We start from the raw sequence: 13,565 nt of genomic DNA on the forward strand, positions 1-13,565 counted from the left end.
TCCCGCTATATCAGGTCGTCAGCCTCGATTTTGCGTCGGCCATGCAGGACGCGAAGGATTTCGATCGCGTCGTTGCCAATCCGATAAAACGTAAGATACTCCCCGACAACGAGGTGGCGGATGCCCGGCAAGATATCATCGCGCGGCGCGCCTGATTGGGGATGAAGGGTCAGCAAATCCCATCGCCTCTGAAGAGCTTCCACAAAACGGACTGCGGCGTTTGGGTTGCGGGCAGCGATGTAGTCGCCGATAGTTTCGAGGTCCACCAATGCCTGTGGAAGCAGGCAGTACTTCACTCGTCAGCGCCTTTGGCTTCCGCCATCTTCGCATATTTGGCGCGCAATCGCTCCATTAAGGGGGGGCCGTCCAGCGCAGGTCCGCTGTCGATGCCTTCCTGCACCAGTTCCCGCAATTCCTCGACGGTATAGCCGAGCAAGTCGCGCCGCTCCTTCCATTGCCTGAGCGCATCGCGGATCACCTCGCTGGCCGAGGCGTATTCGCCAGCCGCGACGACATCGTCGACCGCGGCCGCCAGTTCCGGTGAAAGTGTGATACTGCGTTTATCGACCTGGCTCATGATGCACTCCTGCTCTTCCCCGAAGGTACGATTTAATCGCACCAGCTTCAAGGACAGGTTCGACCACGCCGCGGAAGCTGTCTTGCGGAATGCTTGAATCGGAAGATACGCCTGTCGGCGTAACCTCCTGATCCCGTTCGGCTATCGCTACGAGAAAATGCCAGCTGGCCTGTAAGCCGGGTTCTGTATGGCCCTCGCCTCGCGGCGAGAACGTGGCGGCCATTCATCTTGGGCGCATGTTGCCACGCGCCTCACGCAACCTACCCGGACGGTGGGCCGGAAACAGCCCTCGAAGGTTTCCCCTCGCACCGCCCCTATTCGGTTTTGCTCCCGGTGGGGTTTGCCTTGCCGCTTCTGTTGCCAGTCGCGCGGTGGGCTCTTACCCCACCCTTTCACCCTTGCCGTGGCCGAAGCCGCGGCGGTTTGCTTTCTGTGGCACTTTCCCTGGGGTCGCCCCCGCCGGCCGTTAGCCGGCACCGTGTCTCCATGGAGCCCGGACTTTCCTCACCCGCAACCTTTCGGCACGCGCGGGCGCGGCCGCCCGGCCAGCTGACAAGGGCGTATAAAGGGATTCCCGCCTGAAAACGCAAACGAAAAAGCTGTTGCCGTCGCTCAGATGCGCAGCGGTTTGGGACAACGACGCGCTTGAAACAGACACGCGTCGCCCAAATCCACTTCGGCGGACGAGCTTAGGCCGGCGAACCCAGCGCTGCCATCTGCACCTTCACCTTGCTGCAATAGGCGGCCGAAATCGGATTCATCCGCGTCGCGCCGTGGCCGGCATTGTATTTCAGGATCGTGCCGCAGGTGGTGCCACCGCCGAGACCCTGCGCCATCGCGAGGTACTTCATGCCGTATTTGATATTGGTGTCGGGATCGAACAGCCCCTTGGCCGAACCGGTGTAACCCATCATGCGCGCCGTGGCCGGCTTGATCTGCATCAGGCCGATCTCCCCGGCGCTGCCGACCAGATTCGGCCGGTAGTTGCTTTCGATCTTGATGACGGCGCTGGCCAGGGACACCGGCACGCCGTAGCTCGCGGCATAGCGGGCAATGATCGACGAATACTGGCCGCCGCCGGGTGCGGCGGGTGTCGCCAGAGCGATTTTGCCCGCGGGGATCGAGGCTGTCGTGGTGAGATCGATCGTCTTTCTGCCGCGCTTGGCGCGCTTGGCCGTCGATTTCGCCGCCCTGGTCGCGGCGGCCTTCTGCAGCTTAGCCGGGGCTCTCTTGATCTTTGGCGCTTTGTTCGCCGGTGCAGCCTTGGTCGTAGGGGCGACGGCAAGGCCATTGTCTGCCCTAAGGCTTAAGGGGGCGCTGTTTGCCGGACTGAAGGCAAAGCTTATTACTCCGGCAGCAACGGCTGCCGCTACAACGGTCAATTTCTGCATGTAATCCTGTTCTGTTAGAACCGCGCGAAGAACTTCGCGCAGTTGTGTCAATTCAACATCGGAGCGTCAGGGGGGCTAGACGTCCAACAACTTGCGGGAGAGGCATTTGGCGGCGGAATTGGCGGCAATGAAGGCGGCGCAATTCACTTTAAATAACAGGTTGTAATTTAATGACCTTATCGCGACTATTTGGCAGAGGCTGCCGCGACGGAAGTCAGGAGCCTCTGCAGCGTGCGGATCGTCGAATTGTCGGCCACGCCATCCACCAGCCGCCGCCGGAAATGCCGCTGGAACGCCGCCACCGCGATTTCCGTCTGCCGGTCGTAAATACCCGATATCTCAATACCATAGCCATAGAGCGCCAGCATCGACTGCAGCGCCTCGACATCGGAGCCGGTGTCGCCGGCCTTCAACGCGGCGCCCGGTTTTATCGGCGCCGCGGGTACGAGGTGACCGATACCGGCCGCGAACAGAACCTTCCACGGAAATTTTTCGCCCGGGTCGACCTTGCGGCCCGGCGCCACGTCGGAATGGGCAAGCACCCTTGTCGCTGGGATGGAATAACGGCCCACGATGCCCGCGCACAAATCGATCACGGCATCGATCTGCCGCCTCGGGAAGGCTTTGTAGCCCAGTGAATGCCCGGGATTGACGATCTCGATACCGACCGAACAGGAATTGATGTCGGTGCGCCCGAGCCAGGAGCTCTTGCCGGCATGCCAGGCGCGATCGCTCTCGCGCACCATCTGGATGATGCGGCCATCCTCGTGGACAAGATAATGCGAGGACACTTCACTTGCCGGATCGCACAGCCACGCCTCGGCGCCGGCGCCGGTTGCCATGCCGGTATAGTGCAGCACGATCATGTCGGGCCGCAGCGTCTCGCGGCGCGGACCGAAATTCGGCGACACCCGGACCTCGGCACCTGGCTGGTCGGGCAGGAAACCGCTCATGCGTGCCTGAGGCCCCGCTCGATCATTTCATATGCGGCATTGATCGCCGCGACCCTGGTCGTGGCGATCTTGATGAATTCTTGCGGCAAGCCGCGTGCGATCAACCTGTCGGGGTGATTGTCCGAGATCAGCTTGCGGTAGCGCTTCCTGATTTCCTCGAACGGCTTGCCGCGCTCGATGCCCAGTACGACGTAAGGATCGGCGGCGCCGAGATTGACGTGCCTGGACAGGATCATCTCGTAATGCGCCTCGTCGATCCGGAAGATCTCCGCGATCCGATGCAGGAACTGCCCTTCCCGCTCATGGATCAGGCCGTCAGCCTTGGCGATATGGAATAGGCCGTCGAGTATGTCTTCAAGCATCATGCAGTTGGCATGGCCGGAACCGCAGAGTTGCGCCATGCGCCGGGCGTAGGTCTCGAACCCGGCGACGTCCTGCTTGGCGATGTCGTAAAGCCGCGCCACGTTGCGCGTCTCGCTCGGCGGCACCTCGAAGATGTCCTGGAAGGCGCGCACCTCGTCCTGGGTGACGATGCCGTCGGCCTTGGCCATCTTGGCCGAGAGCGCGATCATCGCCACCGAAAAGGCTACGCGCCGGCGCAAGTCCGGATCGCCGGAAAACACGGTGCGCACAGCTTCAACGACGTCCGCGACGCCCGAGGACGCCGACGACGAAACACGAGCGATGAAGTCGCCAAGGCGGTCCCAAATCGACATGTCGGCTTCATAGAGCGAACCGGGCGGTTCTATCAAGCCGGGACGATGCCGCAGTTGACCGGCGATGCGCGGGATCGACGGCGCAAAAAGAAGGCCGGCAGTGCCGGCCTTCTTCGATTGTGGGACGGCCCTTACTGCGCAGGCGCGGTAGGAGCCGGTTTTGTTGCCGGAGCCGGTTCAGCAGGCTTCGAAGCGTCGGGCGAAGCCGGTTTCATCGGCTGTTCGTTGGCCGGCGGATTGGTGCTCTGGGTGGTGGTATTGTCAGTGCCGGTACCACTGTCGCTGCAAGCCGCGACTCCCAGCAGGGCGAGCGCCGAGACCGACGCCAGAATGAGCTTCTTCATGCTATCTCTCCTTCGACAGACGCTCACATTTCGGTGAGCGGTCGCAGGGGAAATGCATCAGCCATCTGCCGGTTTCGTAACGTTGCATTTCCACGTGTAACATCAACTTGCGATTGCTGGCGCCGAAATCGCGAACTAACACAACATACGCCCAAAGAGATTATGGATAAGCAGAATGCCGGCAGCCGTGGGAACTGGGAAATGGGACTTCTGGATCGACCGCGGCGGCACCTTTACCGACATCATCGGCCGTGATCCGCGGGGCCGGCTGCACCCCCGAAAACTCCTGTCCGAAAATCCCGAGGCGTATGCGGATGCCGCCATCCAGGGCATCCGCGACCTGTTGGGCCTGAAAACCGGCGCCGCCATCTCCGCCGACGCGATCGGCGACGTCAAAATGGGCACGACCGTAGCCACCAATGCGCTGCTCGAGCGCAAGGGCGACCGTGTGCTGCTGCTCATCACCAAGGGGTTCCGCGACGCTTTGCGCATCGCGTATCAGGCAAGGCCGGATATCTTCGCCAAGGAGATCATCCTACCGGAGCAGCTCTACGAGCGGGTGATCGAGGTCAATGAACGCGTGCGCGCCGACGGCTGCGTCGAGCGCCTGCTCGACATCGCGGCCTGCCGCCCAGCGATCGAGCAGGCGAAGGCCGACGGCATCGACGCGGTCGCCATCGTCTTCATGCACGCCTGGAAATACCCGGACCACGAAAAGGCCGTGGCGAAAGTCTGCCGCAAGATCGGCTTCAGCCAGATCTCGGTCTCTCACGAGGTCTCTCCGCTCATCAAGCTGGTCGGCCGCGGCGACACCACCGTGGTCGACGCCTATCTGTCGCCGATCCTGTCGCGCTATGTGCAGCGGGTGGCCGGCGAACTGGGCGCCGGACCGCGCCTGATGTTCATGATGTCGTCGGGCGGCCTCACCGCCGCCGACATGTTCCAGGGCAAGGACGCGCTGCTTTCGGGACCGGCGGGTGGCGTCGTCGGCATGGTCGAGACGGCGAAGCTCGCCGGCTTCGAAAAGGTCATCGGCTTCGATATGGGCGGTACGTCGACCGACGTCGCCCACTATGACGGCGAATATGAGCGCGCTTTCGACACCGAGGTCGCCGGCGTTCGCATCCGCGCGCCGATGATGCGCATCCACACCGTCGCCGCCGGCGGCGGCTCGATCCTGCACTATGAGGCGGGCCGCTTCCGCGTCGGCCCGGATTCTGCCGGCGCCAATCCGGGGCCTGCCGCCTACCGGCGCGGCGGCCCGCTCGCCGTCACTGATGCCAATGTCATGCTCGGCAAATTGCAGCCCGATTTCTTTCCGGCGATTTTCGGCGCGGGCCAAGACCAAGCGCTCGACATCGGCACGGTTGGCGAAAAATTCGCGGCCCTTGCCGCCGAAATCGGCGACGGCCGGACGCCCGAGGCGGTCGCCGAAGGCTTTGTCACCATCGCCGTCGAGAACATGGCCAACGCCATCAAGAAGATCTCGGTGCAGCGCGGCTATGACGTCACCGAATATCTCTTGAACTGTTTTGGCGGCGCCGGCGGCCAGCACGCTTGCCTGGTCGCCGATGCGCTCGGCATGGAGGCGGTGCTCATCCATCCCTTCTCCGGCCTTCTCTCGGCTTACGGCATCGGCCTCTCGTCGGTCTTCGCCTCGCGCCAACAGGGTCTGCTGCAGCCGCTTGCCGAAGAATCCCGCGCGGCGATCGAGGCACTCATCGCGGCACTGCGCGGCGACGTCATTGCCGAGCTCGGCGAGCAAGGCATTGCCGGGGACGCGGTTTCAACGAGGCCTGTCCTGCATATCCGCTATGACGGCACCGATACGGCGCTGCCGGTGAATTTCGAGCATGGCTCGATCTTCCGCGCCAGAAGCGATTTCGAGGCCGCGCACAAGGCGCAGTTCGGTTTCGTCTATGACGATAAGCCGATCGTCGTCGAGACCGTCGCCGTCGAAGGCATGGAAGTCGCCCGACAGGACAAGGCTGAAGCCCCGGCGCTCGCCGGACCGGCAGGAATTGACGCCAAACCTTTGGAAAGCCGGCGCATCTACACCGAAGGCCGCTGGCACGAGGCGGGCGTCTATCGCCGCGAAGGCCTGCGGCCGTCCCACACTGTCGCCGGGCCCGCGCTTATCATCGAGCCGAACCAGACCATCGTCGTCGAGCCGGGCTGGCGCGCCGAAATCACCGGTCTCAATCACGTCGTGATACGCCGGACAGAAAGAAAGGCGCGTGCCGCGGCGCTCGGCACCGAAGCCGATCCAGTGATGCTGGAGGTCTTCAACAACCTCTTCATGTCGATCGCCGAACAGATGGGCGTGACGCTGCAGAACACCGCCTATTCGGTCAACATCAAGGAACGGCTCGACTTCTCCTGCGCCGTGTTCGACCGCCATGGCGCGCTGGTCGCCAACGCGCCGCATATGCCGGTGCATCTGGGTTCAATGGACCGTTCGGTGGAGACAATCATCCGCTTGAACTCCGGCGATATCCATCCCGGCGACGTCTTCGCGCTCAACGCGCCCTATAATGGCGGCACGCATTTGCCCGACATCACCGTAGTGACGCCGGTGTTTGACGACGCCCGCAAGGAAATCCTGTTCTGGGCGGCCTCGCGCGGCCATCACGCCGATGTCGGCGGCACCGCGCCGGGCTCGATGACGCCGCTTGCGACAACGGTCGACGAAGAAGGCGTGCTGTTCGACAATTTCCGCATCGTCGATCGCGGCCGCTTCCGCGAGAAGGAGCTGGAGACGCTGCTGACCGACCATCCTTATCCGGCGCGCAATCCCGTCCAGAACATCGCCGACTTGAAGGCGCAGATCGCCGCCAACGAAAAGGGCGTGGCGGAGCTGCGCAAGATGGTCGCGCATTTCGGGCTCGATGTGGTCGAGGCCTATATGGGCCACGTGCAGGACAATGCCGCCGAGAGCGTGCGCCGCGTGATCGAGCGGCTTCCCGACAGCGCGGCGTACGAATATCCGACCGACACCGGCCAGGTGATCAAGGTGAAGATCACCGTCGACCGGCAAAGGCGCGAGGCGACCGTCGATTTCACCGGCACGTCGCCTGTCATGAAGAACAACTTCAACGCGCCGGAGCCCGTCGCCCGCGCCGCGGTGCTCTATGCGTTCCGCGTCATGGTCGAGGACATGATCCCGATGAATGCCGGGTGCCTGAGGCCGATCAACATCGTCATTCCGGATGGTTGCATGCTCAAGCCGTCCTATCCCGCCGCCGTCGTCGCCGGCAATGTCGAAACCTCGCAGCATGTCACCAACGCGCTGTTCGGCGCGATGGGCGCGATGGCCAACGCCCAAGGCACGATGAACAACCTCACCTTCGGCAACAAGAAATACCAGTATTACGAGACGATCTGCTCCGGCTCGCCGGCCGGCCGGATGAATTCGGGCCGGGGCTTTGCCGGCACGTCCGGCGTCCATACCCATATGACCAATTCGCGCCTCACAGATCCGGAGGTGCTGGAACTGCGCTTCCCCGTCGTGCTGGAAGACTTCCATATCCGCAAGGATTCCGGCGGCAAGGGCAAGTGGAATGCCGGCGACGGCACCAGGCGCACCATCCGCTTCCTCGAAAAGATGGAATGCGCGATCCTGTCCTCGCACCGCAATCGCCCGCCCCAGGGCCTCGACGGCGGCGGTGACGGCGAGGCGGGCTCGACCAAGGTCAGGCGCAATGACGGCTCGGTCGACGTCCTGAAGGCCTGCGACCAGACCACGCTCGATGCCGGCGAGGCCGTCATCGTCACCACGCCGACACCCGGAGCGTTCGGAAAAGCGTAAGAACAGCGTCAACAGGCTGTCACCTGCCTGTCATGCCGCTGCGCTACCCGCTTGCGCCAAAGCAAACGGGGAATCACCTTTCTATGTCGGACGTATCCGGAGAACTCGTTTATCGTCGAGGCAAGGAAGTCGGAAAGGCCGTCTACCAGAACCGGGCATTGTCGAAGGACGGCATTTCCGAGCGGCTCTTCGCCTTCCTGTTCTCCGGCCTCGTCTATCCGCAGATCTGGGAAGATCCCGATGTCGACATGGAGGCCATGCAACTTGGCGCCGGGCACCGAGTCGTCACCATCGCCTCGGGCGGCTGCAACATCCTGGCTTACCTGACCCGCACGCCGGCCCGGATCGACGCCGTCGATCTCAACGCCGCGCATGTCGCGCTGAACCGCATGAAGCTGGAAGCGGTGCGCCACCTGCCGTCGCAGGGCGACCTGTTCCGCTTCTTCGGCGCCGCCGGCACCAGTCACAATTCAGATGCCTATGATCGCTTCATCGCGCCGCATCTCGATCCGGTCAGCCGCCATTACTGGGAACGCCGTAACTGGCGCGGCCGGCGCCGCATCTCGGTTTTCGATCGTAACTTCTACCAGACCGGCTTGCTCGGCCTCTTCATCGCCATGGGCCATCGCGTCGCAAAACTGTTCGGCGTCGATCCCGCCGGCATCATGAAGGCCGGGAACATCGGCGAGCAGCGCCGCTTCTTCAATGAGGAACTGGCACCGGTCTTCGACAAGAAGCTGCTGCGCTGGGCGACCTCGCGCAAGGCTTCGCTGTTCGGCCTCGGCATCCCGCCGGCACAGTATGACTCGCTGATCACATCCGGCGACGGCTCGATGGCGAGCGTGCTCAAGGCGCGCCTTGAAAAGCTCGCCTGCGATTTCCCGCTCAAGAACAATTACTTCGCCTGGCAGGCCTTTGCCCGACGCTATCCGCAGCCCGGCGAGGCGGCGCTGCCTGCTTATCTGGAAGAGCGCAACTACAAGACGATCCGCGACAACATCGATCGCGTCGCCATCCACCACGCCAATCTGATCAAGTTCCTGGCCGCCAAGGATGCCGGCACCGTCGACCGCTTCGTCCTGCTTGACGCGCAGGACTGGATGACCGACGACCTGCTCAACGCGCTGTGGACCGAGATCACTCGCACGGCCTCGGCCGGCGCCCGCGTCATCTTCCGCACCGCGGCCGAACCGAGCCTCCTGCCCGGCCGTGTCTCCAGTTCGCTGCTCGACCAGTGGACCTACGAGGCCGACGCGTCGCGCGAATATTCGGCAAAAGACCGCTCGGCGATCTATGGTGGCTTCCACCTTTATGTGAAGCGTCCTGCATGAGCACGACGGAGCTGCCGGCCAGCCATGCCGAACTGATGGACGGCGTCTACCGCTGGCAGCGCCACATCTATGATCTGACCCGCAAATACTACCTGCTCGGCCGCGACCGTCTGATCGACGGGTTGGACGTGCCGCAAGGCGGCACCGTGCTGGAGCTTGGCTGCGGCACCGGCCGCAACATTGCGCTTGCCGCCCGCCGCTATCCGGATGCGCGCTTCTTCGGTTTGGACATCTCGGCCGAGATGCTGGAGACGGCTAGCGCGGCCATTGCTCGCGAAGGCCTGTCCGACAAAGTCAGGCTGTCGCGTGGCGACGCAACCGACTTCGATGCCATGGCGCTCTTCGGCATCGCGCAGTTCGACCGCGTCTTCGTGTCCTATTCGCTGTCGATGATCCCCGGCTGGGAAAAGACGGTTTCGGCCGCACTCGCCGCGCTTGCGGCCGGCGGCTCGTTGCATGTCGTCGACTTCGGCCAGCAGGAAGGCCTGCCACGCTGGTTCCGCGCCCTGCTGCGCGGCTGGCTGCGGAAATTCCATGTCGCGCCGCGCGCCTCGCTGCGCGATGTGCTTGAATCGGAATCGCAGCGCAGCGGCGCAACCTTCCGCTTCAGAACGCTTTATCGCGGCTACGCCTGGATGGCCGTGATCGGATCCCGCAAATAAAAGAACGCGATCAGCGCAGCGCCTTCACCAGCGCGCTGATCATCGCTTGTGGCCGATAGCCAAACTTGCCCGGCGTCAGACCTAGCCTCACCACCACCAACTGCTCGGACGGAATGATCGCCACCGTCTGTCCGTCATGGCCCTCCATCCAATAGGTGTCCTTGGGCAGGCCTGCAGCGACGCCCGCGCCGGGATTTTCCTCATCGCCCGGCCCCTCGATCCAGACCTGGCCTTTGCCATACACCTTTGAGGCCGGTGCGGCCTCGCGCATCCAGTCGACGAAACCGGCGGGCAGGATCTGGTTTCCGTTCCAGACGCCGCCCTGCAGCAGGAACTGGCCGAAGCGCGCCCAATCATGGGCCGTGGCATAGAGATAGGACGAGCCGACGAAGGTACCTTGCTCGTCGGTCTCGAGCACCGCGCTATGCATGCCGAGCGGCTCGAACAGCGCCGTGCGCGGCCATGCCAGCGCCTTCGCCTTGTCGCCGATCGCGTCCTGCCACAGCCGCGACAGCATCACCGCCGTGCCGCTCGAGTAGGAAAACACTTTTCCCACCTCGCCGGCCAGAGGTTGGGCCTCGGCGAAGCGAGCCATGTCCGGTTCGAGATAAAGCATGCGCGTCACGTCGGCGACATCGCCGTAATCCTCGTTGAACGCCAGCCCGCTCGACATCGCCATCATGTCGGCAAGGCTGATGGCGGCGCGGCCGTCGGTCTTCCACGGTGCGAAGAGCCCCTTGTTATCGAGCGCCAGCTTGCCGTCCTTGACCAGCGTGCCGACGATCGCGGCATTCACCGTCTTGGTCATCGACCAGCCAAGCAGCGGCGTCTTGGCCGAAAAGCCCTCGCCATAACGCTCCGCGATGATCCGGCCGTTCTTCACCACCACGATGGCGCGCATGCCGGTGCCGGCCATCGCGGCATCGTCGACGATCTTCGCGACCTCGGGGTGCTGCGAAGCATCGACCCGCTCGCCATCGGGCCAGAGCGCGTCGGGTTGCGCCGCGGCCGGCGGCGCGGCGTGCAGCGACGTCTGCCTTGCCTTGCCGGTGTCGCCATCGGCAACCGACGCGCAACCGACGCCGTCGCGCTCGACCGCGACACTCTTGCCGAAAACCCAAAGCAGGCCGGCCGAAACCAGTCCCCGCTCCTTGTCGACGGAGACCTTCATCAGCTTCAGCAACGGATGGCCCGGCGCCTGCACGTCGACGGCCAGGACCTCTTTGGCGTCGCGGCCGGCGATGAAGACGTTCGAGCAGACGATCTTGGCCGAGTAGCCGGAGCCGACGCGGATGAGTTCTGGCGGCGCGAAATAGAGCCAGGCGAAGAGCGCCGCCACCGCCAGGATCACAAGCCCAAGCAGCCATTTGATGAACTTCACGACGGCCCGCATCTTTCCCCGCCTTTTGGATTCGCCGGCTCGATTTATGTCATCGATTTGCCGCCATTGCTTCCGCAAAATCGCCGGCATCGTCGAGCGCCGTCAATGGATTATCAACCATGTTCGGCGATCAAATGAGCAACTAGGACGGTCTTGTGGGGCGATCGTCCGGAGGGGGCCCGCGTAAGCGACCACCATCGATGAAGGACCCATCAGCGGCCGGCTGATCCCGGCTCGGGGAATATCATGCGCCGTCTTGCGGCCATCCTGATGCTTACGCTGCTGGGCGCCTGCTCGACTGTGGAGGACCTCTCACCATTGTCGCCGTCGTCGCAGGCGGTTGCCGTGCGCGCGCCCAAATTCGAGGACTCCAAGCCGCATGAGTGGGACAGCGGCGCGCCATGGACCTACGCCATCCACGGCACGGACGTCTCCAAATACCAGAGCTCGATCGACTGGCCGACCGCCAAGGCCAGCGGCATCTCCTTTGCCTTCATCAAGGCGACGGAGGGCGGCGATCGTTTCGACGACTATTTCAACGAGCACTGGGCGCGTACAAGGGCCGCCGGCGTCCCGCGCGCAGCCTATCATTTCTTCTATTTCTGCACGCCGGCCGAAACCCAGGCGCGCTGGTTTATCGCCAATGTCCCGAAAGACCCGTCGGCAATGCCGCCGGTGCTCGATATGGAATGGAACCCGAAATCGCCGACCTGCAGGCTGCGCCCCGATCCGGCCACCGTGCGCAGCGAAATGACCGTCTTCCTGCAAATGGTCGAGCGCTATTATGGCAAGAAGCCGATCATCTACACCTCGGTCGACTTTTTCGACGACAACCAGTTGGCGACCTTCCGCGGCTATCCCTATTGGCTGCGCTCGGTCGCCGGCCATCCGCGCGAGAAATACGGCAGCCACCCCTTCACCTTCTGGCAGTACACCGGCACCGGCATCGTGCCCGGCATGACCGGCAAGTCCGACATTAACGTCTTCAACGGCTCGGAAGCTGCCTGGAAGAAGTGGCTGCGGCAGAACACCCGTTGACATCGGCCGCCGCGCCTGCTTTTCGACACGGCGGGCGGCGAAACATGCAACCGCTGGTAATCTGGAGCGGCGTACTCGTGCGAGTGCCTGGCGAGGCTCCTGAGCTTTGAAATCCTCGCATGCGCCCGTCCGATCCCGTCCGGGGTCGCGATCGGGTCATGCGCCGGTCTCGAAAGGAAAGCGATGCGATTGCGCGTTGAAATCCTGGCGGCGCTCTTCCTCGGCGCGCTTGCGATGCCCGCGGCGGCGCAGGAATGCGGCGGCGATTTCGAGGCCTGGAAACAGGGCGTGGCGGCAGAAGCCAAGGCGGCCGGCGTCGGCGCCGTCGGGCTCGACGCGCTGGAGGACGCCACCATCGACCAGCGGGCATTGGCGCGCGACCGCGCCCAGGGTGTCTTCACCCAGACTTTCACCGAATTCGCCAACCGCATGATTTCGACCTACCGCCTGAAGCAGGGTGCGGCCAATCTGAAGAAATATGCCGAAATCTTCGACCGCGCCGACAAGGAGTTCGGCGTGCAACCGGCCATCATCGCTGCTTTCTGGGGGCTGGAGACCGACTTCGGCGCCGTCCAGGGCGACTTCCATACGCTGAATGCGCTGGTGACGCTTTCGCATGATTGCCGCCGCCCTCAGCTGTTTCGGCAGCAATTGGTGCCGCTGCTTACCTTGATCGACCGCGGCGTGCTGCCGGCCGACGTCAAGGGCGCCTGGGCCGGCGAGATCGGCCAGACCCAGATCCTGCCGACCGACTATCTGGCGCGCGGCGTCGACGGCGACGGAGACGGCAAGGTCGATCTGAGGAACAGCGTGCCGGACGTCATCATGACCACGGCCGACAAGATCATGTCGCGCGGCTGGAAGCGCGACCAGCCCTGGGTCCAGGAAGTGCGCGTCCCCGACGAGATGCCATGGGACCAGACCGGCCGCACCAACAAGCTGCCGCTGTCGCAATGGGCGCAATGGGGCGTCACCGAACCCAACGGCAACCCGCTCATCGACAATGGTCTCAAGGCTGGTCTGGCGCTGCCGATGGGCCGCAAGGGTCCCGCCTTCCTGACCTATGACAATTTCGACGTCTATCTGGAATGGAACCAGTCCTTCACCTACGCGCTGACGGCGGCAGTGCTTGCGAGCCGCCTTGCCGGCGCGCCGCAATTCGATCCGCGCACGCCCGAGCAAGGCCTGAGCGGCGACCAGATGAAGGCGCTGCAGACCAAGCTCGAGGCCAAGGGCTACGACGTCGGCACCGTCGACGGCATCCTGGGCACCAACACGCGCGAAGCGGTCCGCAAGGAGCAGATGCGCCTTGGCCTGCCGGTAGACGGTTGGCCGACGCCGGAGCTTTTGGCGAAATTGTGAGA

At 63.7% G+C, this 13,565-nt stretch carries 12 protein-coding genes and 1 other RNA gene; 5 read left to right on the plus strand and 8 right to left on the minus strand.

Features of this window, described 5'->3' with window-relative positions; all coding sequences use genetic code 11:
- Window positions 1-5: 5 nt before the first annotated feature.
- From LB529_RS11805 to LB529_RS11835, 7 genes are all read right to left on the minus strand, one after another.
- Window positions 6-296 (minus strand): type II toxin-antitoxin system RelE/ParE family toxin, encoded by a 291-nt coding sequence (locus LB529_RS11805; protein WP_140839689.1) that lies wholly within the window; start codon window positions 294-296, stop codon window positions 6-8.
- Window positions 293-577 (minus strand): type II toxin-antitoxin system ParD family antitoxin, encoded by a 285-nt coding sequence (locus LB529_RS11810; RefSeq protein ID WP_224711166.1) that lies wholly within the window; start codon window positions 575-577, stop codon window positions 293-295. The genes LB529_RS11805 and LB529_RS11810 overlap by 4 nt, the downstream gene beginning before the upstream one ends.
- A gap of 156 nt (window positions 578-733) precedes the next feature.
- Window positions 734-1,130, minus strand: an RNA gene (gene rnpB, locus LB529_RS11815) — RNase P RNA component class A.
- A 136-nt stretch (window positions 1,131-1,266) separates the two neighbouring features.
- Complete coding sequence (locus LB529_RS11820; RefSeq protein ID WP_140839685.1) at window positions 1,267-1,968, minus strand: lytic transglycosylase domain-containing protein; 702 nt, start codon at window positions 1,966-1,968, stop codon at window positions 1,267-1,269.
- A 185-nt stretch (window positions 1,969-2,153) separates the two neighbouring features.
- Window positions 2,154-2,921, minus strand: coding sequence for an N-acetylmuramoyl-L-alanine amidase (locus LB529_RS11825; RefSeq protein WP_224522877.1), 768 nt, complete (start codon window positions 2,919-2,921; stop codon window positions 2,154-2,156).
- Complete coding sequence (locus LB529_RS11830; RefSeq protein ID WP_224711167.1) at window positions 2,918-3,637, minus strand: J domain-containing protein; 720 nt, start codon at window positions 3,635-3,637, stop codon at window positions 2,918-2,920. The genes LB529_RS11825 and LB529_RS11830 overlap by 4 nt, the downstream gene beginning before the upstream one ends.
- Window positions 3,638-3,768: 131 nt before the next feature.
- Window positions 3,769-3,981 carry a hypothetical protein gene (locus LB529_RS11835; protein ID WP_095768981.1) on the minus strand — a complete coding sequence of 71 codons (213 nt, stop codon included), beginning with the start codon at window positions 3,979-3,981 and terminating at the stop codon, window positions 3,769-3,771.
- A gap of 175 nt (window positions 3,982-4,156) precedes the next feature.
- On the opposite strand from LB529_RS11835, the gene LB529_RS11840 reads away from it, so the two are divergent.
- From LB529_RS11840 to LB529_RS11850, 3 genes are read left to right on the plus strand one after another with little or no spacing between them, the layout of a single operon-like run.
- Entirely contained in the window at window positions 4,157-7,789 is a 3,633-nt protein-coding gene (locus LB529_RS11840) for a hydantoinase B/oxoprolinase family protein (RefSeq protein WP_224711168.1), read from the plus strand.
- A 32-nt stretch (window positions 7,790-7,821) separates the two neighbouring features.
- Window positions 7,822-9,120 carry a DUF3419 family protein gene (locus LB529_RS11845; protein WP_224711169.1) on the plus strand — a complete coding sequence of 433 codons (1,299 nt, stop codon included), beginning with the start codon at window positions 7,822-7,824 and terminating at the stop codon, window positions 9,118-9,120.
- Window positions 9,117-9,782 carry an SAM-dependent methyltransferase gene (locus LB529_RS11850; protein ID WP_224711170.1) on the plus strand — a complete coding sequence of 222 codons (666 nt, stop codon included), beginning with the start codon at window positions 9,117-9,119 and terminating at the stop codon, window positions 9,780-9,782. Before LB529_RS11845 ends, LB529_RS11850 begins: the two co-directional genes overlap by 4 nt.
- Before the next feature lie 10 nt (window positions 9,783-9,792).
- On the opposite strand, the gene LB529_RS11855 is transcribed toward LB529_RS11850, so the two are convergent.
- Window positions 9,793-11,175 carry a serine hydrolase domain-containing protein gene (locus tag LB529_RS11855; protein ID WP_224711171.1) on the minus strand — a complete coding sequence of 461 codons (1,383 nt, stop codon included), beginning with the start codon at window positions 11,173-11,175 and terminating at the stop codon, window positions 9,793-9,795.
- A gap of 234 nt (window positions 11,176-11,409) precedes the next feature.
- On the opposite strand from LB529_RS11855, the gene LB529_RS11860 reads away from it, so the two are divergent.
- Window positions 11,410-12,201, plus strand: coding sequence for a GH25 family lysozyme (locus LB529_RS11860; RefSeq protein ID WP_224711172.1), 792 nt, complete (start codon window positions 11,410-11,412; stop codon window positions 12,199-12,201).
- A gap of 183 nt (window positions 12,202-12,384) precedes the next feature.
- A complete protein-coding gene (locus tag LB529_RS11865; RefSeq protein ID WP_224711173.1) occupies window positions 12,385-13,563 on the plus strand; it encodes a lytic murein transglycosylase in 1,179 nt (392 codons plus the stop codon).
- Window positions 13,564-13,565: the final 2 nt, after the last annotated feature.

The sequence above is a fragment of the Mesorhizobium sp. CA5 genome, from assembly GCF_020165105.1.
In the GTDB taxonomy this organism is placed as follows: domain Bacteria; phylum Pseudomonadota; class Alphaproteobacteria; order Rhizobiales; family Rhizobiaceae; genus Mesorhizobium.

What these genes read in the sequence shown, in the direction of transcription:
- LB529_RS11855 (WP_224711171.1), bottom strand. Translation starts at nt 11,175, where the DNA reads ATGCGGGCCGTCGTGAAGTTCATCAAATGGCTGCTTGGGCTTGTGATC.
- LB529_RS11850 (WP_224711170.1), top strand. Translation starts at nt 9,117, where the DNA reads ATGAGCACGACGGAGCTGCCGGCCAGCCATGCCGAACTGATGGACGGC.
- LB529_RS11865 (WP_224711173.1), top strand. Translation starts at nt 12,385, where the DNA reads ATGCGATTGCGCGTTGAAATCCTGGCGGCGCTCTTCCTCGGCGCGCTT.
- LB529_RS11840 (WP_224711168.1), top strand. Translation starts at nt 4,157, where the DNA reads ATGCCGGCAGCCGTGGGAACTGGGAAATGGGACTTCTGGATCGACCGC.
- LB529_RS11830 (WP_224711167.1), bottom strand. Translation starts at nt 3,637, where the DNA reads ATGTCGATTTGGGACCGCCTTGGCGACTTCATCGCTCGTGTTTCGTCG.
- LB529_RS11825 (WP_224522877.1), bottom strand. Translation starts at nt 2,921, where the DNA reads ATGAGCGGTTTCCTGCCCGACCAGCCAGGTGCCGAGGTCCGGGTGTCG.
- LB529_RS11810 (WP_224711166.1), bottom strand. Translation starts at nt 577, where the DNA reads ATGAGCCAGGTCGATAAACGCAGTATCACACTTTCACCGGAACTGGCG.
- LB529_RS11845 (WP_224711169.1), top strand. Translation starts at nt 7,822, where the DNA reads ATGCCGCTGCGCTACCCGCTTGCGCCAAAGCAAACGGGGAATCACCTT.
- LB529_RS11835 (WP_095768981.1), bottom strand. Translation starts at nt 3,981, where the DNA reads ATGAAGAAGCTCATTCTGGCGTCGGTCTCGGCGCTCGCCCTGCTGGGA.
- LB529_RS11860 (WP_224711172.1), top strand. Translation starts at nt 11,410, where the DNA reads ATGCGCCGTCTTGCGGCCATCCTGATGCTTACGCTGCTGGGCGCCTGC.
- LB529_RS11820 (WP_140839685.1), bottom strand. Translation starts at nt 1,968, where the DNA reads ATGCAGAAATTGACCGTTGTAGCGGCAGCCGTTGCTGCCGGAGTAATA.